Raw genomic sequence first — 19,993 nt, 5'->3', positions numbered from 1 at the left:
GGCCTTCTGTTATGCGGAGACCGTGAACGGCTCCAGGATATCATCTTTCTGGCTGTCTTCCTCATGGAAGTCGAATACTTCGTCGGTGTGTTCGTAGGATTCCCCGTAGAAGTCCTCGTCTTTGTAAGTGTGGATCTCTTCATATGTTTTGCGCATATGATCGTAAATGGCCTGTTCGACCGTATCTTCACCCTCATGGTTCGGAGCCCAGTAGAGGATTTCAAGAGAGGTCTTCTCGCCAGTCGCAAGCGAGCGGCGGCTGTAGCCGATGCGGCGGGCATGGGCAAACCCGCTGCGGGCATAGAACTTAAGCCGCTTTGCCGTGTCGGTGTCTTCATAGTCGACCGGCTCGACTTCCAGGATGATCGGCTTGTTTTTGGACTGCAGCTTTTCGATCAGCTTGCCGCCGAGCCCCTGGCCGCGGGATTCTGACGATACGTACAGATAGTCGACAAAGAGGAACTCTTCGAATTCGGCATACATGAGGACATGGTGGGGCCCCTCATCTTTGCCATAGACGCCAACCTTCTCTTTAAGAAGCGTCTCCATATGGTCCTTGGATTTCATTTCTTCCACGGGAAAATACTCATTGAGCTTGTCGTACCAGTTCAAATAAATCGCCTCCGGTATGTTTTGGTTTCATCCGGGGGTTTTTTGTTTGTGGGGAGATCGGATGAGGAAAAAAACAGATGAGAAAAAAATCCTCCAACGTTCCGGCGGGGCCGGCAATCATGCGGTCGTAAGTTGAAAACGCATTGCACATCCCTTTCTTTACCCGCTCAGAAATCGTATAAACCTCTTTTTAATAATAAATCTTTTTCGTCCCGGAAAAAAGGGCCCATGCCCGCGCAAAATCTTTGCGAATGCATGTATGGCGTCGTATAATTAAGTCAAAGATAGTCAAAGTCAACTGAGATCAATCGCTGTGAAAAGAGGTGAAACCATGCGGAACATCTCCGATATCATTGAAGGATATCTGAAGTCGATTCTCGAACAAGAACAGGACGGGATGGCGGAGATCAAGCGGAGCGAAGTCGCTGAGAAATTCCAGTGCGTCCCTTCGCAGATCAACTACGTCATCAAGACCCGATTTACGACGGAGCGCGGTTACATGGTCGAAAGCAAACGCGGGGGCGGGGGGTATATCCGCATCGTCCGCATCCGGCCCAACAGCCGGATCGAACTGCTCGACCAGGTCGTCAGGGGGCTGGACGGCGGATCAACCCAATCGATGGCAGAGGATGTGATCCGGCGCCTTATCGATGAGGATGTCCTGACGGAGCGCGAGGCAAACCTGATCCACGCCGCCGTACACCGGCAGACGCTCATGTCACAGCTTCCGGAACGCGACCTGCTCCGCTCCAGGATTTTACAGGCGATGCTCAGAACATTGAAATATGAGGCGGCAGGCGGCCCTTCCGATAAACAGGGCGGCTCAGCCAAGGGTGGAAAAGACAACTGATCCCGGCCGGCGCTGTGCCGGCCATGGAAAGAGGTGTGTTCCTTGATTTGTGATAACTGCCATGAACGGCCGGCTTCGGTCGTCGTGACCCAGAGCAAAAATGGAAAAACCGAAGAGCGCCATCTGTGTGATGTCTGCGCAGCACATTTCCAGCCGTTCCAGGGGGACTTCGGAGGAGATCCCCTCGGCATCCAGCAATTCCTGCAGAACTGGTTTGCCGGACCGGGCGTGTTCCAGAATGCACAGCCCCAGGTCGAAAGCGGGCCGGAATGTCAGAACTGCGGACTGACGTTCAGGCGGTTCATCGAGCGCGGGAAGTTCGGCTGCCCGGAATGCTACAGCGCATTCCGCAAGGAGTTGCCCGAAGTGTTCAACAAAGTCCAGGGCGGCCACACGAAGCATGAAGGCAAAGTGCCCGCTTCATACAGCGGACGCATCGCCGCCGAACGCAAGATCAAAGATTTGAGGAGACAGATGAAGGAAGCGATCAACCAGGAGGATTTCGAACATGCGGCACAGCTCAGGGACGAGGTCCGGGAACTGGAGCGCAGCCTGGAGGAAGGAGGCGGACACGATGTCGTCGATTGAAAACTTCCTTAAAAATGCGGTCACTCCATGGATGGGGCCAAAGGGCGAGTACTCGAATATCGTCATGTCGACACGCGTCCGGCTTGCGCGGAACATGAAAGGCTTCCGTTTCCCGCTCGATTTCAGCCGGGAAGAGGCGGAAGAGGTCGAACAAAAAGTCGCTGCGGCACTCGAGGGAATGGATGACTTTTCCTATATCCCGATGGAGAGCGTGCCTGCAATCCAGCGCCAGGCGCTCGTCGAGAAGCATCTGATCAGCCCCCAGCTTGCTGATCCGGAGCGGCCAGGGTCGGTGGCGCTTTCCGGAGATGAATCGGTTTCCATCATGGTGAACGAGGAAGACCATATCCGGATTCAGGTCATCTATCCCGGCCTCCACCTCATGGAAGCATATGACAGGGCGGATGAAATCGACAACCGTCTTGAAGAAGCCCTGCCGTACGCATTCGACGGGGATTTCGGCTACATCACGAGCTGCCCGACCAATACGGGCACTGGGCTTCGCGCATCGGTCATGCTGCACCTGCCGGCACTTTCCATCACGAGTAACATGGCCCGCATCGCCCAGGCGGTCGCCCGCCTCGGCATGACGGTCCGCGGCAGCTACGGCGAGGGGTCCGACGCGCTCGGAAATGTGTACCAGGTGTCCAACCAGATGACGCTCGGGAAGTCGGAACGCGATATCCTGATGGACCTTCGAGACCTGACCGAGCGCCTCATCGAGCAGGAAGAGCGGGCACGCCGCGCGCTCCGGGAGCATTCCCCGATGAAGCTCGAGGACCGGGTCTGGCGGTCGTACGGCATCCTGACTAATGCGCGCGTTCTCGCGACCGACGAAGCGGCCAACCGGCTGTCCGACGTCCGCCTTGGCATCGATATGGGCATCATCCCGGATGTCGATCTGTCTGTCCTGAACGAGCTCATGATCTTTATGCAGCCGGCATTTCTCCAGCAATACGCGGGAGAGACGCTCCAGCCCGGCGAACGCGACGTGTTCCGGGCGAAGCTGATCCGCGAGCGGATCGGCATGGAACGCGGGTCCGGCGGCGCTGAGGACTGAGCCTCCGGATGGAAAACGTTCCGCGAGCATATATTTTGAACAGCGGGGCCTCTCCGGTTTACAATAGTCAAAGAAGGTCAAACAACCTTCCGATCTTAGTTATCCGCAGTTCTCTCTTTTCCGGTTTGATGCCGGACAGTTTAGGGGAACCTTTTATCTATAACCAGAATTTGAGTTCATCAGGATCTGCATAAATCATGATCATTAGAGAAGAGAGGGATTTTGCATGATGTTCAACCGCTTTACGCAACGCTCACAGAAAGTTCTCCAGCTTGCGCAAGAAGAAGCCATCCGGATGCGCCATGATGCCATCGGGACCGAACATATTCTTCTGGGTCTCATCCGTGAAGGCGGCGGCATCGCCGCGAAAGCGCTCGAAGCGATCGGGATAAACTTCGAAACGATCGAAGAAGGCGTCGAAAAGCTTGTCGGCACCGGCGACCGCGAAGTCGGCCCGATCATCCATTACACGCCGCGCGCGAAAAAAGTCATCGAGCTGTCGCTTGATGAATCCCGCAAGCTCGGCCACTCGTATGTCGGCACCGAACACCTCCTCCTCGCGCTGATCCGTGAAGGGGAAGGGGTTGCGGCGCGCGTCCTCGCCAACGCAGGGGTCTCCCTGAACAAGGCACGCCAGCAGGTGCTCCAGCTGCTCGGTTCAAACGAAAACGGACAGGGCGCACAGGCAGGCGGCGGCAATCCGTCCGCCAGCACGCCGACGCTCGACGGCCTGGCGCGCGACCTCACCGAGATCGCCCGCGAAGGCACGCTTGACCCGGTCATCGGCCGCTCCAAGGAAATCACCCGCGTGATCGAAGTGCTGTCACGCCGGACGAAAAACAACCCGGTCCTCATCGGGGAGCCGGGTGTCGGCAAGACGGCGATCGCAGAGGGCCTCGCACAGCAGATCGTCAACAATGAAGTTCCGGAAACGCTCCGCGACAAGCGCGTCATGACGCTCGACATGGGTACGGTCGTTGCCGGCACCAAATACCGCGGTGAGTTCGAGGACCGCCTGAAAAAAGTGATGGAGGAGATCCGCCAGGCAGGCAACATCATCCTCTTCATCGACGAGCTCCATACACTGATCGGTGCGGGTGGCGCAGAAGGCGCGATCGACGCGTCCAACATCCTGAAGCCGGCCCTTGCACGCGGCGAGCTCCAGTGCATCGGCGCTACGACGCTGGATGAGTACCGCAAGTACATTGAGAAGGATGCTGCGCTCGAGCGCCGCTTCCAGCCGATCCAGGTTGACGAGCCGAATGTTGAAGACACGATCAAGATCATTTACGGCCTGCGCGACCGCTACGAGGCGCACCACCGCGTGAAGATCACGGATGAAGCCGTCGAGGCGGCAGCAAAGCTGTCCGACCGCTACATCTCCGACCGCTTCCTCCCGGACAAGGCGATCGACCTGATCGACGAGGCCGGCTCCAAAGTCCGCCTGCGTTCGTTCACGACGCCGCCTGATCTGAAAGAACTCGAACAGCAGCTTGAAAGCGTCCGCTCCGAGAAGAACGCGGCCGTCCAGAGCCAGGAGTTCGAGAAGGCAGCCTCGTTCCGCGACAAAGAGCAGAAACTCAAAGATGAGCTGGAGCGGACGAAGGAAGAGTGGAAAGAAAAGCAGGGCAAGAAAGAATCTGAAGTGACTGTCGAAGACGTCGCGCAGGTTGTCGCCATGTGGACCGGCGTTCCTGTCTCCAAGATTGCCGAAACCGAGACGGCGAAGCTTCTCAATATGGAAGAAGAACTGCACAAGCGCGTCATCGGACAGAACGAAGCGGTCGACGCGATCTCCCGGGCCATCCGCCGCGCGCGTGCCGGCCTGAAAGATCCGAAGCGCCCGATCGGCTCGTTCATCTTCCTCGGACCGACAGGTGTCGGTAAGACGGAACTCGCCCGGGCGCTTGCAGAAGTCATGTTCGGTGACGAAGACGCGATGATCCGCATCGATATGTCGGAGTACATGGAGAAGCACTCCACGTCCCGTCTCGTCGGCTCGCCTCCGGGCTACGTCGGCTTCGATGAAGGCGGCCAGCTTACCGAGAAGGTCCGCCGCAAGCCGTACTCGGTCATCCTTCTGGACGAGATCGAGAAAGCCCACCCGGACGTCTTCAACATCCTCCTGCAGGTACTTGAGGACGGACGCCTCACCGACTCCAAGGGCCGTACGGTCGACTTCCGCAACACGGTTGTCATCATGACGTCGAACGTCGGTGCCGAGACGCTCAAGCAGAACAAGTATGTCGGATTTAATCTGCAGGACGGCAAACGCGACCACAAGGATATGAAGGACACGATGCTCAGCGAGCTGAAAAAAGCTTTCCGTCCGGAATTCCTGAACCGTGTGGACGAAATGATCGTCTTCCACTCGCTCGGCAAAGAAGAGCTCGGCCAGATCGTCAACCTCATGGCCGATCAGCTTACAAAGCGCCTGTCCGAGCAGGACATCGAGCTCCTCATCACGGAAGCTGCGAAGGAACGGATCGCCGCAGATGGGTACGACCCTGAATATGGTGCCCGCCCGCTCCGCCGCGCTCTCCAGAAGAACGTCGAGGACCGGCTGTCCGAAGAGCTTCTCAGAGGCGAAGTGCTCGCCGGCCACAAAGTCGTCTTTGACGTCGATGAAGACGGGAAATACACCGTCCGCGCCGAAGAGCCCGCAACTGCAGGAACGGCGAAAAAATGATATAATCAAAGCATCAAATAAATGGTTCAGACATCCCGCCCGCATCCTGCGGCGGGATGTCTTTTCCGTGCCTGGAGGTACAAATGGCGAAGAAAAAAACGAAGTTCATGTGCCGGGATTGCGGATATGAGTCACCGAAGTGGATGGGCCGATGCCCGGGCTGCGGCGAATGGAATACGATGGACGAGGAAGTCTCAATCGTAGGCAAGGCCGCTCGCGGCGGGGCTTTCCGGACCGAAGCCGGCCCGGCCGGCAAGGCCGCGCCGATCACGTCGGTCGAGACTCAGGAAGAGCCGCGCGTCGAAACGGCGTTCGGTGAACTGAACCGGGTGCTCGGTGGCGGCGTCGTGCCGGGCTCGCTTGTCCTGATCGGCGGCGATCCGGGAATCGGGAAGTCGACGCTCCTTCTCCAAGTGTCATCGCTGCTGGCCGAGAAGGGCCGCCGGGTCCTATACGTCTCGGGCGAGGAATCAGTCCGCCAGACCAAACTCCGCGCGGAGCGGATCGGCGTCACTTCTCCCGAACTTTATATTTATTCCGAGACCGACATGGAGCATATCCGGCTGTCGATTGAGGAACTGAAGCCACAGTTCGTCATCGTCGACTCGATCCAGACGGTGCACCATCCGGACGTCACGTCTGCGCCGGGGAGCGTATCACAGGTGCGCGAGTGCACCGCCGATCTTATGCGGATCGCGAAAACGACAGGGACCGCGATTTTCCTCGTCGGACACGTTACGAAGGAAGGCCAGATCGCCGGGCCCCGCCTCCTCGAGCACATGGTCGACACGGTGCTTTACTTTGAAGGCGAACGACACCATACGTACCGGATTCTCCGGAGCGTGAAGAACCGCTTTGGCTCGACAAATGAGATGGCGATCTTTGAGATGATCCAGGCGGGGCTGAAAGAAGTGCTGAACCCGTCGGAACTTTTTCTGGAGGAGCGTTCCCAGGGCGCGGCGGGCTCCGTTGTCGTCGCTTCGATGGAAGGGACGCGTCCGATCCTCGTCGAAATCCAGGCGCTGGTCACACAATCCAGCTTCAACTATCCGAAGCGGATGGCGACCGGTTTGGACCAGAGCCGTGTGTCCCTTCTCATGGCGGTGCTTGAGAAGCGGATGAACATGTTGCTGCAGACCCATGACGCCTATATCAAGGTGGCGGGAGGCGTGAAACTCGACGAGCCGGCGATCGACCTCGCCGTCCTTACGAGCATCGTCTCGAGCTTCAAGGACACCGCGGTCAGCCCGTATGACGTCTTTGTCGGCGAAGTCGGCCTGACCGGCGAGATCCGTCGCGTGTCCCGCATCGAGCAGCGTGTCCAGGAAGCGAAAAAGCTCGGCTTCAAGCGCGCCATCGTTCCGGCCTCGAACCTTGGCGGATGGGACTACCCGGAAGGCATCCAGGTCGTCGGCGTCAGCACCGTCGCCGAAGCGCTCGGGGAAGCGTTCAAGTAAACGGCTGGATTGATGGGGACATTGACGGTTTATGTTGAACGCTGATGATCTTTGGTGAGACGTTGACGTTTCTCTTAACTGAATGCCGTCACACCGTAAATCCTGCGACATAGATTAAAACAAGGCGGTCCCGTTGCATATACATGCGGCGGGACCGTTTTTGGTTTTAGTCGGAGCGGAATGGGGAAGTTAGTGAGGATCAGGATTGTAAGCATAACGGATCTTCATTCCCGAAAGGAACTTCCTCCCTTTTTCTCCGTCCTAATATTTATGGAAATCATAGGATTTTCAACCCCCTTCGGAAGGAAGTCGGGGGGCCTAACGTGTATACTTTAGTAAAGGAGGTGAAAATCAATGCTGAACTTTTTTGTAAGGGTCGCCTATGCGCTCATCGGAGCCACGCTTGGTGTTATTTTTCTTCCGTCATTATTCGAACTTTTATCCGTTAACCAGCCATGGCTCACCAATGCATATACTTCCGCGCTGATCGGCGCAATCCTGCTTTATCTGCTCAGTCTTGCTTTGGCCGATCCGACCGTGCGATCAATCAAATGGCTCGAGGAAAAACTCATGAAAGCCCCGGTGCTCGACCTGCTGTTCGGGACGGTCGGCATGATCATCGGACTCATCGTTGCCTTTCTCCTGACCTTCGCGATCGGGGCGATCCAGATCCCGGTCATTACGGATATCCTTCCGGTCATCCTCTCCATCCTTCTCGGTTATCTCGGCTTCCAGGTCGGGTTCCAGAAACGGGAAGAGCTGATCCAGACGTTCACGAGAAGCGGTGAAAAGAAAAAGGATGGCGCGCCGTCACCCGCCGAAGCGGTCGCAAGCCAGAAAATCCTCGACACGAGCGTCATCATCGACGGCCGGATCGCGGACATTTCCGAAACCGGGTTTCTCGAGGGCGAACTTGTCATTCCTCAATTTGTCCTGACCGAGCTGCAGCATATCGCAGACTCGTCCGATTCACTTAAGCGGACAAAGGGGCGCAGGGGTCTTGATATCCTCAAGCGCATCCAGGACGACCGGCAGACCGTCATTACCGACGAGGACTTTGACGATGTGAATGAGGTCGACATGAAACTCGTCCGCCTGGCAAAGAAAAACGGCGGGGTCGTCGTGACGAACGACTTCAACCTGAACAAAGTCTGCGATCTGCACAATGTCCGGGTGCTCAACATCAATGATCTTGCGAATGCGGTAAAACCGGTCGTCATCCCGGGCGAGGAAATGCGTGTCACAGTCATCAAGGAAGGCAAGGAATCCAATCAGGGCGTCGCCTATCTGGACGACGGCACGATGATCGTCATCGAGAATGGCAAACATCAGATCGGCAAAACGCTAACCGTCGCGGTGACAAGTGTCCTGCAGACATCCGCGGGGCGGATGATCTTTGCGCGGCCGCGTGACATGAAAGCGAAAAACTGACGGAAGGCAGGGCCCCGTGCCCTGTCCTTTCACTTGATGGAGTGAAATCGGATGGAATATACAGTTATGCTTCCGGCGGCGGGGAGCGGCCGGCGGATGGGAGCCGGGGAAAACAAGCTCTTCCTGCCGCTTGCGGAAAAGCCGATACTGGTCCGGACGCTTTCCGTGTTCCAGCAGGATCCGGACTGCGCGGGCATCATCCTTGCCGTGCGCCCGGACGAACGGGACCGGATCCGCGGCATGCTCGAGTGTCACGGCATCACGAAAATCACGGCGATGCCGGACGGCGGGGGCGAACGGCAGGACAGCGTCCGTGCATGTGTCCGTGCATTCGGAGCGGCCGGCGGAGCGGATGATGCGGTCGTCATGGTACATGATGCCGCGCGGCCGTTTCTTTCGCGCCGGGTGATCAGGGAGCTCGCGGAGACCGCGGCCGGCCACGGCGCCGCAATTGCTGCGGTCCCGTCCAAGGACACTGTGAAGCAGGTAACGGACGGAGTCGTAGAAGCCACCCCGGACCGCAGTACGGTCTGGCTTGTCCAGACTCCGCAGGCGTTCCGCGCGGGCCTGCTGGCGGAGGCGGAGGAAAAGGCATTTGCCGACGGGTTCCTCGGAACCGACGAATCAATGCTTGTCGAGCGGCTCGGACATCCCGTCCGTGTCGTCGAGAGCACTTATGATAATCTGAAGATGACGACCAAAGTGGACCTCGCGATCGGCGAGGCGCTGCTGAAACGGCAGGAGGAGACGGAATGATCAGGATCGGACAAGGATTTGACGTGCATGAATTTGCGGAAGGGCGTCCGCTCATCATCGGCGGCGTGACCATCCCGCACGAGCGCGGCCTCATCGGCCACTCGGATGCGGATGTGCTGCTCCACACGGTGACCGACGCGGCGCTTGGCGCGATCGGCGAAGGGGACATCGGGCGCCACTTCCCGGACACCGACGAAGCGTTCAAGGACGCCGACTCCGCAGTATTGCTGGAGAAGGTCTGGGAGGATGTCGAGGCCCGGGGCTGGAAACTCGGCAATGTCGACTGCACAATCATGGCGCAGCGCCCGAAAATGGCGCCGCATATCGACAAGATCCGCGCCCGCATCGCAGAGCTGCTTCACGCCGACGTATCGCAGGTGAACGTCAAGGCGACCACGACCGAAAAGCTAGGCTTTGTCGGCCGCGAAGAAGGCATTGCCGCACTCGCGGTGATTTTGTTGGAAAAAGCGTAATGACAGGACCGCCCGGGATTGCCGGGCGGTCTTTTGCATGCCGGGAGATGTCCGGGGCGTTCGCGTACGAATCGCGAAAGTTTGCGCACGAAAATCCCTCCGCCCCCAGGGTTCGCGTACGAATCGCGAAAGTTCGCGCACGAAAATCCCTGCGCCCCCCAGGGTTTGCGTATGAATCACGCAAGTTCACGTACGTAAATCCCTCCGGTCCCGGGGTTTGCGTACGAATCGCGAAAGTTTGCGCACGAAAACCCTGCGCCCCCAGAGTTCGCGCACGAATCTCCAAAGTTCACGCACGAAAATGCCCCCGCCCCCAAGATTCGCGCACAAACACCCAAAGTCCGCGCACCAAAACCCTGCGAGCCGATGCCTTCTCCGGAAATCAGGCCGGCGCAGCACCCGGCGCTTTAAAACCTCACGTGCTGTGGTAAAATGGACGGAGCAAACATGTTCGAACGAACAGGAGGAACCATCTATGACACAGGAAGTCCGTGTACGCTATGCACCGAGTCCGACGGGGCACCTGCATATCGGGAACGCCAGGACGGCGCTCTTCAACTATCTCTACGCACGCCATAACGGCGGAAAGTTCATCATCCGCATCGAGGACACCGACGCGAAGCGGAACATCGAGGGCGGCGAGGAATCGCAGCTCCGCTATCTGAAATGGCTCGGCATCGACTGGGATGAGAGCATCGACGTCGGCGGCGAGTACGGCCCGTACCGCCAGTCGGAGCGAAATGACCTCTATAAGCAACTGTATGACGGGCTCCTGGAAAAAGGTCTCGCCTACAAGTGCTACTGCACCGAAGAAGAGCTGGAAGCGGAGCGCGAGGCCCAGCAGGCACGCGGAGAAATGCCGCGCTACAGCGGCAAGTGCCGTCATCTGACAGACGATGACCGCGCGAAGCTCGAGGCGGAAGGCCGCCAGCCAAGCATCCGCATCGCCGTGCCGGAAGGCCGCACGTACAAATTCCAGGACATGGTCAAGGATGAAGTATCGTTTGAATCCGGCGATTTCGGCGACTGGGTCATCGTGAAAAAGGACGGCGTGCCGACCTATAACTTCGCGGTGGCAATCGACGACCACTACATGAAGATCACGCATGTCCTCCGCGGGGATGACCACATCTCCAACACGCCGAAGCAAATGATGATCTACGAGGCGTTCGGCTGGGAGCCGCCGACATTCGGCCACATGACACTCATCGTCAACGAAAGCCGCAAGAAATTGTCGAAGCGTGACGAATCGATCATCCAGTTTATCGAGCAGTACGAGGAGCTCGGCTATCTGCCGGAGGCGCTCTTCAACTTCATCGCCCTTCTCGGCTGGTCGCCGAAGGGTGAGGACGAAATCTTCTCGAAGGACGAGTTCATCGAGATGTTCGAAGCCGACCGCCTGTCGAAGTCGCCTGCGCTCTTCGACAAGCAGAAGCTGACCTGGATGAACAACCAGTATGTGAAGCAGCTTCCTTCCGAGGAAGTCGTGAAGCTGGCGCTGCCGCATCTCCAGAAGGCGGGCCGCCTGTCGGAAGAGCTATCCGCGGAAAAACGCGAATGGGCCGAACGGCTGATCGCGCTTTATCAGGAGCAGATGAGCTTCGGTGCGGAAATTGTCGAATTGTCCGCCCAGTTCTTTAACGAAGACATCGAATACGATGAGGAAGCAAAGGCCGTCCTTTCCGGCGAGCAGGTTCCGGAAGTGATGACGGCATTCAAAGCGAAGCTTGAGGAACTTGAATCGTTCGACCCGGCCTCGATCAAAGGCGCAATCAAGGCTGTGCAGAAAGAAACCGGCCACAAGGGCAAGAATCTCTTCATGCCGATCCGTGTCGTGACGACGGGCCAGACGCATGGTCCGGAGCTCCAGGAATCGATCTCGCTCCTCGGACGCGACAAGGTTATCCGGCGCGTCTCCGCTTACGCAGGCTGAATATTTATTGCCTCTGCCGCGTACGGTTTAATCAATTGACATTCCGCGTTCCCCAAGTACAATAGAGGTCAACAAGGAATCAACATACCGAAAGCGACGAAGAGGAGAAGTACGTTGCGCAAGCTCGACAGAGAGGGCCGCCGCCGGCTGAAAGCGGCCCGGGCCGCTGCGCGCGGAAATGCACCTCGGAGCGCCGAGCCGAAACAAGTAGGCCGGCCGCTTTGCCCACGTTACGGGCACCGAGGGGGGAGGAGCGCTTTTTGTTCCTCCCAAACCAGAGTGGAACCGCGCATACCGGCGTCTCTGTCAACTGACAGGGGCGCTTTTTGTTTTGGCCGCGTGCCGCCGGATAGCTCCCGCCCGCCTTAGTTTTCGGATTTTGGAGGAATGCTCAACCATGTTCAAGAGGATGAAAGAAGATATTGCGACAATTTTCGACCAGGACCCCGCAGCAAGGAGTTCCTTCGAGATTGTGCTGACTTATTCAGGGCTTCACGCGCTCTGGGGCTACCGGGTCGCCCATGCTTTCCACAAAAGGGGCATGCGCTTCCTTGCCCGGTTCGTGTCCCAGTTTGTCCGGTTCCTGACCGGGATCGAGATCCACCCGGGCGCTGTTATCGGACGCCGGTTCTTTATCGACCACGGTTCCGGTGTCGTCATCGGAGAAACTTGTGTGATCGGCAATGACGTCACGCTCTATCAGGGCGTCACGCTCGGCGGGACCGGCAAGGAAAAAGGCAAGCGCCACCCGACACTCGGCAATAATGTGCTCGTGGCATCAGGCGCGAAAGTGCTTGGTTCGATCACGCTCGGCGACAATGTCAAAGTCGGCGCAGGATCCGTCGTGCTCAAAGACGTGCCGCCGAATTCCACAGTCGTCGGGATTCCGGGGACTGTCGTTGTCCAGAATGGTGTTAAAGTGACGAAAAAACTGGACCACCAGGACATCCCGGATCCGGTTGCAGACAAATGCGATATGCTGGAAGAGAAAATCGCCCGGCTCAACAATGAATTGGAAAAGCTACAGGAGCAGCTGAAGGAGGCAAGACGATGACCATCCAGATGTTCAATACACTCAGCAGAAAGAAAGAACCGTTTGTCCCGATCGAAGAGGGGAAAGTGAAGATGTATGTTTGCGGCCCGACCGTCTACAACTACATCCACATCGGCAATGCGCGCCCGGTCATCGTTTATGACACGGTCCGCAATTACCTGGAGTATAAAGGCTATGACGTCCATTTCGTTTCGAACTTCACAGACGTCGATGACAAGATCATCAAAGCGGCAAACGAGATCGGTGAAGAAGTCGGCGAACTGACGGAGCGGTTCATTGCTGCGTATTTCGCAGACATAGAGGCGCTCGGATGCCGCCATGCGGATGACCACCCGCGCGTTACGGACCATATCCGGGACATCATCGATTTTATCGGTGTGCTGGTCGACAAGGGCTACGCTTACGAGTCAGGCGGCGACGTCTACTACCGGACACGCAAATTCGGCGGCTACGGCAAGCTTTCCCAGCAGTCGATCGATGAGCTTAAGGTCGGTGCGCGCATCCAGCCCGGCGAGAAAAAGGAAGACGCACTCGACTTCGCCCTCTGGAAGGGTGTGAAGCCCGGCGAAATCTCTTGGGAAAGCCCCTGGGGTGCAGGCCGTCCGGGCTGGCACATCGAGTGCTCGGTTATGGCGCGCGAAGTGCTCGGCGACACGATCGACATCCACGCGGGCGGCCAGGACCTGACGTTCCCGCACCATGAAAATGAAATCGCCCAGAGCGAGGCGCACAACGACAAGACATTCGCGAATTACTGGATGCATAACGGCTACGTCAACATCGACAACGAGAAAATGTCGAAATCCCTGGGGAACTTCATTACCGTCCACGATATCCGCCAGAAAATCGACCCGCAGGTGCTGCGCTACTTTATGCTGACGGTCCACTACCGGAACCCGATCAACTTCTCTTCTGAAGTGATTACGGATGCGGAAAATGCCCTTGAGCGGCTTCGTACGGCGTACCGCAACCTCATGTTCCGCCTTGAGCAGACGGCGGACAACGGTGACCAGGGGGACATATGGCTCCATAAGATCAAGGAGGTACAGAAGTCGTTTGAAGACGCGATGGATGATGACTTCAACACCGCCAATGCGATTGCGGCACTGTTCGACCTGGCTCGACTTTCGAATACTTACCTGAATGAAAAAAACACCCAGAAAGACGTGCTGCAGGCGTTCATCGGCACGTTCAGCAAGCTTGCAGGCGTACTCGGGATCACTCTGGAGGCGGCGGAAGAACTGCCTGGCGAAGAGGTCGATGCACTGATCGCGGAGCGCGAAGAGGCAAGGAAAAGCCGTGACTTCAAGCGCGCCGACGAAATCAGGGATCATCTGCTGAGCCAGGGCATCGTCCTCGAGGATACCCGGCAGGGCGTCCGCTGGAAGAGGGGCTGATCGGATGGCAGGAATCAGTGACGGCGACATCCGCCAGCTGAACGGGCTGGCGCTCGCCTACATGGGCGACGCAATCTACGAAGTGGCGGTTCGCGAACACCTCATCCGCTCCGGACGGGCGAAGCCCAACACACTCCACCGGCTGGCGACCGGATATGTATCAGCCAAGTCCCAGGCGGCGATCGTCCTCTCCATGGAGGAAAAAGGCTTTCTTGACGAAGGGGAAGCCGCCGTCGTCCGCCGGGGACGGAACGCCAAATCGGGACATGCCCCGAAAAACACGGATATACAGACGTACAACTACAGCACGGCATTCGAAGCACTTGTCGGATATCTGTACCTGCTCGGCAGGAAAGAGCGGCTGGACGAAGTGGTCCGGTACGCGATCGGCTTTGCCGAATCGGAAGGAGGGGAAGTACGGTGACGAACCGGGAAGAAGAAATCATTGCGGGACGCAACCCCGTGCTTGAAGCTTTGCGTTCGGGGCGCCAGCTGAATAAGATCTGGATTGCAGAAGGCATGCAGAAAGCATCCGCCTCGGACATTCGCGCGCTCGCCAAAGAATCCGGCGTGATCGTCCAACAGGTACCCAAGAAAAAGCTGGACCTGCTGACCGATCTGACCCATCAGGGAATTGCGGCATCCGTCGCGGCATACGACTATGCGGAGCTGGACGACCTGTTCCGGCGTGCGGAAGAACGCGGGCAAGACCCGTTTTTCCTGATCCTGGACGAGCTGGAGGATCCGCATAATCTGGGCTCGATCCTCCGTACGGCGGATGCGTCGGGCGTACACGGGATCATCATCCCGAAGCGGCGCTCCGTCGGCCTGACGGGTGTGGTCGCCAAGGCATCCACCGGAGCGATCGAACACGTTCCGGTTGTGCGGGTCGGCAACATGGCGCGTACCGTGGATGATCTGAAGGGCCGCGGTGTCTGGATTGCCGGCACCGATGCCAAAGGCAGTGTCGACTATCGCAATATGGACGCGGGCCTGCCGCTCGCCGTCATCATCGGCAGCGAGGGCCGCGGTATGAGCCGGCTGCTGCGGGACAAGTGCGACTTCCTGTACAGCTTGCCGATGGTCGGGCATGTCAACTCCCTCAACGCCTCCGTCGCGGCGGCGCTCCTCATGTACGAGGTGTTCCGAAAACGCGAGACGGAAGGCGGTCAGTGATGGATGTCCTGATCGTCGACGGCTACAATATCATCGGCGCCTGGCCGGAGCTGAAAAATCTCCGGGATGCCCGGCTTGAAGATGCCCGCGATCTGCTTGTCGAAATGATGGCGGAATACCGGGCATATACGGGCTGGCGGGTGATTGTCGTCTTCGATGCTCAGTATGTGCCGGGCATCCCGAAACCTGAACGGCGCAGGGACGTCGAGGTCGTCTTTACAAGGGAGAACGAGACGGCCGATGAACGCATTGAGCGACTTGCCTCCGAACTCGGCAGCCGGCGCACCCAGGTGCACGTCGCGACATCAGACTATACTGAGCAGCGCATCATTTTCGCCCAGGGCGCCCTCCGCAAGTCCGCAAGGGAGCTCCGGCTGGAGATGGGCGATGTCCGGGATGGCATTTCAAAGCGGGTCCGGGAAATCCGTGATAACCGTCCATTCTCCAAAATCCCGCTCAGTGACGAAGTGGCTGAAATTTTCGAAAAATGGCGTCGGGGACACAAATGAACGGTTGACGACAATATTTTCCTTCCTGTAGACTTGTCTTTAAAACACTCGAGGGGGACCGGAGGTGATCGGAATGATGATTGACAGCCGGAAAGAGGTTTTGGGGGAAACGTTCGAAAACCACAGCGATGAGTCACTGATCGAGCTGGTGCATGCCGGAAGATCGGATGCGCTCGATTACCTGATCCGGAAGTATCATTATTTCGTCCGGATGAAAGCGCGCTCATACTTCCTGGTCGGCGCGGATCGGGAAGATATCATACAAGAGGGAATGATCGGCCTGTACAAGGCGATCCGGGATTTCCGGGCGGACAAGCTCAGTTCTTTCCGGGCGTTCGCGGAGCTTTGCATCACGCGGCAGATCATCACGGCGATCAAGACTGCAACGCGCCAGAAGCACATCCCGCTGAATTCGTCGGTCTCACTCGACAAGCCTGTCTATGAGGACGAGTCCGAGCGGACACTGCTCGACATGCTGACGGGACCTGAGCTGGACGATCCGGCAGATCTCATGGTCCACCGGGAGGATTTCCACCGGCTGGAGGAGGAGGTCAACAATGTCCTGAGCACGCTTGAGCGGCAGGTGCTCGCCCTTTATCTGGAAGGCCGCAGCTATCAGGAGATTTCCGACAAGCTGGACCGGCAGGTGAAGTCGATCGACAATGCCCTGCAGCGGATCAAGCGGAAACTTGAGCAGCACCTTGCTGCGGGAGCGCGCCGGTAGGCATTCCGGGGCGCGTTGACAGCGTGACAGGCAGGTGGTAGGCTGTAAACGGACCGGTCCGCGGATCGGCAGCCAGGCCGGCACTCGCCGGCCGGCGGATAATCGTAATGCGACGCCGGAACTTCCGGTGATTCTGCTTCACTCGACACAGATTCTATAATCCGGAGGTTTAACGATAAAATGGGTAAGATTCGTGAGTTTTTCAGCGGCGTCGTCTCCGAGATGCGGAAAGTAAGCTGGCCGAAGCGCAAAGAACTGACAAAGTATACGGTTGTCGTCCTTTCGACAGTCGTCTTCATGGCTTTGTACTTCGTGGTCATCGATCTTGGCATCTCGGAACTGTTCCGCTGGTTCCTGAGCATCTGACTCAGGCTGTCTGAATACATGGCCACAAATAGCCCGTCTGAGGACCATACGGGCTTTTTCATTTTGCTGAAGTTTCCGGGAAACGGGTTCCGGCCGGCGGATGCGGGTACACTCCAGTATAGAGCCGCGTCCGGGCCGCCGCCCCGGTGCTCAGCCGTTATATGCAAGTGAAAGGGAGGGACGGACGGCCAGTCCGATCGAATGGAGAAAAATTGGTACGTGGTACACACCTATTCCGGATATGAGAACAAGGTGAAGGCTAACCTGGAAAAACGGGTCGAAACGATGGGGATGCTCGATAAGATCTTCCGTGTCATCGTCCCGGAAGAACAGGAAACAGAGCTGAAGGACGGCAAGAAAAAGACCGTCATGCGCAAGACATTCCCCGGATACGTCCTTGTCGAAATGATCATGACGGACGATTCCTGGTATGTCGTCCGCAATACGCCGGGCGTAACCGGATTTATCGGCTCGTCCGGCGGCGGTGCGAAACCGACGCCGCTCATGCCGGATGAGGTGGACTTCATCCTCCGCCAGATGGGCATGAAGGAAGCGAAGTTCGAGATGGACATCGAAGCGGGCGAACTCGTCGAAGTGCTGGAAGGGCCATTCGCGAATTTCCAGGGCACAGTCGAGGAAGTCGATCCGTCCAAGGGCAAGGTCAAGGTCGCGGTCGAGATGTTCGGGCGCGAAACAAAGATGGAACTCGATTTCGTCCAGATCAGGAAAATTTGACATTCCCGCTTGCAAGCGGGCACTTTTGGTGGTATCATTCCATAGGTCAGGCCGAAAATAGGCCTGCCGCGGATCAACCGTATTCTACCGGCATCGCCGGCAGACACATATCGAGTGGGAGGGGCAACCCTATTACCACATCACGGACTTTAAGGAGGTGCGTCTCGTGGCTAAAAAAGTAAGCAAAATCGTCAAACTGCAAATCCCTGCAGGTAAAGCAAACCCGGCACCACCGGTCGGACCGGCACTCGGTCAGGCAGGTGTGAACATCATGGGCTTCTGTAAGGAATTCAACGCACGGACATCTGACCAGGCAGGTCTCATCATTCCGGTTGAGATCACTGTTTTTGAAGACCGCTCGTTCACATTCATTACAAAAACTCCGCCGGCTGCCGTTCTTCTGAAGAAAGCAGCAGGCATCGATAAGGCGTCCGGCGAACCGAACAAAAACAAGGTCGCTGTCGTCAAGCGTGACAAAGTCCGCGAAATCGCGGAAACAAAAATGCCAGACCTCAACGCCGCTTCGGTCGAAGCAGCGATGCAGATGGTCGAAGGCACTGCCCGCAGCATGGGCATCACGATCGAAGACTGATTCTTTCACTTGATGTTGTTCTGTTACAGAGGGTTGCGCCCGTTCCACGCGAACGCCGCAATCCTTTTTCGTGGGAGGGTTAATCCGCTATAACCACAATCAAGGAGGAAACAAACATGGCTAAAAAAGGCAAGAAGCTTGTAGAAGCGGCTAAGAAAGTAAACCGCGAACAACTCTACAGCGCAGAAGAAGCAATCGCGCTCGCTAAAGAAACGAGCACAACGAAATTCGACGCGACAGTCGAAGTCGCTTTCCGTCTCGGAATCGACACACGTAAAAACGACCAGCAGATCCGTGGAGCAGTCGTCCTTCCTAACGGAACGGGCAAGACACAGCGCGTTCTCGTCTTCGCAAAAGGCGAAAAGCTCAAAGAAGCTGAAGCTGCAGGCGCAGACTACGCGGGCGACGCTGAGTTCGTCACTAAGATCCAGCAAGGCTGGTTCGACTTTGACGTAATCGTTGCAACTCCTGACATGATGGGTGAAGTCGGTAAACTCGGCCGCGTCCTCGGACCAAAAGGTCTCATGCCGAACCCTAAGACAGGCACAGTTACGTTCGACGTGACAAAAGCTGTCCAGGACATCAAAGCTGGTAAGGTTGAATACCGCGCTGACAAAGCCGGCATCATCCACGCGCCAATCGGAAAAGTTTCGTTCGACAACGAGAAGCTCATCGAGAACTTCAACACGATCTTCGAAACCATCCAGAAGGCAAAACCTGCAGCTGCAAAAGGCACTTACATGAAGTCCGTCAACGTGACGACTACAATGGGCCCTGCAGTGAAAATTGATGCGGCTAACGTTACTGTCGCAAAATAATCATTGACAACGTTTCGGTGGTCTGGTAAGATTGCCGATGTTGTGAATATCGTTTGTACCGTAGACAGCAGGGGCGGCATGCCGCTTAAAATTTCCCTGCCGAGGACAAAGACGTGCTTGATCGAATGAAGCCGACTTTAATGCCCTGTGTCTGCGTACGCGGATACAGGGCTTTTCCATTGATATGCGGTATAAATGAGCCACTCTAACAGGAGGTGTTGACATGAGCAAAATTCTCGAACAGAAACAGGCGCTCGTCGATGAAATCAGCGGCAAGCTGAAAGAAGCGGCATCCGTTGTCGTCGTGGACTACCGCGGCCTCAGCGTGGCGCAAGTGACTGAGCTCCGTAAGCAGCTTCGCGAAGAAGGCATCGAGTTCAAGGTTTACAAGAACACGATGACTCGCCGCGCTGCTGAAGCGGCAGGCCTCGAAGGACTCAATGAGTACATGACAGGCCCGAACGCAATCGCGTTCTCGAACGAAGATGTTGTTGCTCCTGCGCGGGTTATCAATAACTTCGCAAAGGAAAACGATGCGCTTGAGATCAAAGCAGGCGTCATCGAAGGCAACGTGGCAACGCTTGAAGAAGTCAAGGCACTGGCAGAACTCCCATCCCGGGAAGGTCTCCTCTCCATGGTTCTCAGCGTTCTCCAGGCGCCGATCCGCAACTTCGCACTCGCTTCGAAGGCAGTTGCAGACCAGAAGGAAGAACAGGGCGCTTAATCCGGCATCCTGAGCCAACGGACCGCGGCATCGCCGCATAAAATAAAAT

The 19,993-nt window shown here is 57.2% G+C and carries 21 protein-coding genes and 1 other annotated feature; of the genes, 20 read left to right on the top strand and 1 reads right to left on the bottom strand.

All coding sequences use genetic code 11. From position 1 onward, the window contains the following. Positions 1 to 9: 9 nt before the first annotated feature. On the bottom strand, positions 10 to 612 hold the full coding sequence (locus BMX91_RS09935; RefSeq protein ID WP_092053195.1) for a GNAT family N-acetyltransferase: 603 nt from the start codon (positions 610 to 612) through the stop codon (positions 10 to 12). Positions 613 to 943: 331 nt separating this feature from the next. On the opposite strand from BMX91_RS09935, the gene BMX91_RS09930 reads away from it, so the two are divergent. The 20 genes from BMX91_RS09930 to rplJ all read left to right on the top strand — a co-directional run bounded on the left by BMX91_RS09930 (position 944) and on the right by rplJ (position 19,944). Then, positions 944 to 1,462 (top strand): CtsR family transcriptional regulator, encoded by a 519-nt coding sequence (locus BMX91_RS09930; RefSeq protein ID WP_092053193.1) that lies wholly within the window; start codon positions 944 to 946, stop codon positions 1,460 to 1,462. 42 nt (positions 1,463 to 1,504) lie between these two features. Continuing rightward, on the top strand, positions 1,505 to 2,050 hold the full coding sequence (locus BMX91_RS09925; RefSeq protein WP_092053190.1) for a UvrB/UvrC motif-containing protein: 546 nt from the start codon (positions 1,505 to 1,507) through the stop codon (positions 2,048 to 2,050). After that, a complete protein-coding gene (locus BMX91_RS09920; RefSeq protein ID WP_092053187.1) occupies positions 2,037 to 3,110 on the top strand; it encodes a protein arginine kinase in 1,074 nt (357 codons plus the stop codon). The genes BMX91_RS09925 and BMX91_RS09920 overlap by 14 nt, the downstream gene beginning before the upstream one ends. Before the next feature lie 226 nt (positions 3,111 to 3,336). Next, positions 3,337 to 5,799 carry an ATP-dependent Clp protease ATP-binding subunit gene (locus BMX91_RS09915; RefSeq protein ID WP_092053184.1) on the top strand — a complete coding sequence of 821 codons (2,463 nt, stop codon included), beginning with the start codon at positions 3,337 to 3,339 and terminating at the stop codon, positions 5,797 to 5,799. Between the two features lie 83 nt (positions 5,800 to 5,882). After that, entirely contained in the window at positions 5,883 to 7,256 is a 1,374-nt protein-coding gene (gene radA / locus BMX91_RS09910; RefSeq protein ID WP_092053181.1) for a DNA repair protein RadA, read from the top strand. Between the two features lie 354 nt (positions 7,257 to 7,610). After that, positions 7,611 to 8,687, top strand: a complete 1,077-nt coding sequence (locus tag BMX91_RS09905) for a PIN/TRAM domain-containing protein (protein WP_092053177.1) — start codon at positions 7,611 to 7,613, stop codon at positions 8,685 to 8,687. A 51-nt stretch (positions 8,688 to 8,738) separates the two neighbouring features. After that, on the top strand, positions 8,739 to 9,443 hold the full coding sequence (gene ispD, locus BMX91_RS09900; RefSeq protein ID WP_092053173.1) for a 2-C-methyl-D-erythritol 4-phosphate cytidylyltransferase: 705 nt from the start codon (positions 8,739 to 8,741) through the stop codon (positions 9,441 to 9,443). Continuing rightward, positions 9,440 to 9,916, top strand: a complete 477-nt coding sequence (gene ispF / locus BMX91_RS09895; RefSeq protein ID WP_092053168.1) for a 2-C-methyl-D-erythritol 2,4-cyclodiphosphate synthase — start codon at positions 9,440 to 9,442, stop codon at positions 9,914 to 9,916. The genes ispD and ispF overlap by 4 nt, the downstream gene beginning before the upstream one ends. A gap of 475 nt (positions 9,917 to 10,391) precedes the next feature. Next, positions 10,392 to 11,849 carry a glutamate--tRNA ligase gene (gene gltX, locus BMX91_RS09890; protein ID WP_092053165.1) on the top strand — a complete coding sequence of 486 codons (1,458 nt, stop codon included), beginning with the start codon at positions 10,392 to 10,394 and terminating at the stop codon, positions 11,847 to 11,849. A 379-nt stretch (positions 11,850 to 12,228) separates the two neighbouring features. After that, entirely contained in the window at positions 12,229 to 12,903 is a 675-nt protein-coding gene (gene cysE / locus BMX91_RS09885) for a serine O-acetyltransferase (RefSeq protein WP_349773646.1), read from the top strand. After that, positions 12,900 to 14,300 (top strand): cysteine--tRNA ligase, encoded by a 1,401-nt coding sequence (gene cysS / locus BMX91_RS09880; RefSeq protein ID WP_092053156.1) that lies wholly within the window; start codon positions 12,900 to 12,902, stop codon positions 14,298 to 14,300. The genes cysE and cysS overlap by 4 nt, the downstream gene beginning before the upstream one ends. Positions 14,301 to 14,304: 4 nt before the next feature. Beyond that, positions 14,305 to 14,724 (top strand): Mini-ribonuclease 3, encoded by a 420-nt coding sequence (locus tag BMX91_RS09875; protein ID WP_092053153.1) that lies wholly within the window; start codon positions 14,305 to 14,307, stop codon positions 14,722 to 14,724. Beyond that, positions 14,721 to 15,476, top strand: a complete 756-nt coding sequence (gene rlmB, locus BMX91_RS09870; RefSeq protein ID WP_092053150.1) for a 23S rRNA (guanosine(2251)-2'-O)-methyltransferase RlmB — start codon at positions 14,721 to 14,723, stop codon at positions 15,474 to 15,476. Before BMX91_RS09875 ends, rlmB begins: the two co-directional genes overlap by 4 nt. Next, the gene (locus tag BMX91_RS09865) at positions 15,476 to 15,985 is read left to right on the top strand and encodes an NYN domain-containing protein (protein ID WP_092053147.1); all 510 of its coding nucleotides are present in this window, start codon (positions 15,476 to 15,478) and stop codon (positions 15,983 to 15,985) included. The genes rlmB and BMX91_RS09865 overlap by 1 nt, the downstream gene beginning before the upstream one ends. A gap of 73 nt (positions 15,986 to 16,058) precedes the next feature. Further along, entirely contained in the window at positions 16,059 to 16,709 is a 651-nt protein-coding gene (gene sigH, locus BMX91_RS09860; protein ID WP_177168360.1) for an RNA polymerase sporulation sigma factor SigH, read from the top strand. A 180-nt stretch (positions 16,710 to 16,889) separates the two neighbouring features. Further along, positions 16,890 to 17,075 (top strand): preprotein translocase subunit SecE, encoded by a 186-nt coding sequence (secE, locus tag BMX91_RS09855; RefSeq protein WP_092053143.1) that lies wholly within the window; start codon positions 16,890 to 16,892, stop codon positions 17,073 to 17,075. Positions 17,076 to 17,276: 201 nt separating this feature from the next. Continuing rightward, a complete protein-coding gene (gene nusG, locus BMX91_RS09850; RefSeq protein WP_092053139.1) occupies positions 17,277 to 17,810 on the top strand; it encodes a transcription termination/antitermination protein NusG in 534 nt (177 codons plus the stop codon). A gap of 166 nt (positions 17,811 to 17,976) precedes the next feature. Further along, a complete protein-coding gene (rplK, locus tag BMX91_RS09845) occupies positions 17,977 to 18,402 on the top strand; it encodes a 50S ribosomal protein L11 (protein ID WP_143020570.1) in 426 nt (141 codons plus the stop codon). 116 nt (positions 18,403 to 18,518) lie between these two features. Next, positions 18,519 to 19,220, top strand: coding sequence for a 50S ribosomal protein L1 (gene rplA / locus BMX91_RS09840; RefSeq protein WP_092053129.1), 702 nt, complete (start codon positions 18,519 to 18,521; stop codon positions 19,218 to 19,220). A gap of 40 nt (positions 19,221 to 19,260) precedes the next feature. Beyond that, positions 19,261 to 19,407: a sequence feature (ribosomal protein L10 leader region), on the top strand. 36 nt (positions 19,408 to 19,443) lie between these two features. Then, positions 19,444 to 19,944, top strand: coding sequence for a 50S ribosomal protein L10 (gene rplJ, locus BMX91_RS09835; protein ID WP_092053124.1), 501 nt, complete (start codon positions 19,444 to 19,446; stop codon positions 19,942 to 19,944). Positions 19,945 to 19,993 lie beyond the last annotated feature (49 nt).

The sequence above is a fragment of the Bhargavaea ginsengi genome, assembly GCF_900109165.1.
Taxonomy (GTDB): Bacteria; Bacillota; Bacilli; order Bacillales_A; family Planococcaceae; genus Bhargavaea; species Bhargavaea ginsengi.
This window is presented reverse-complemented; position numbering and strand designations above follow the sequence as displayed.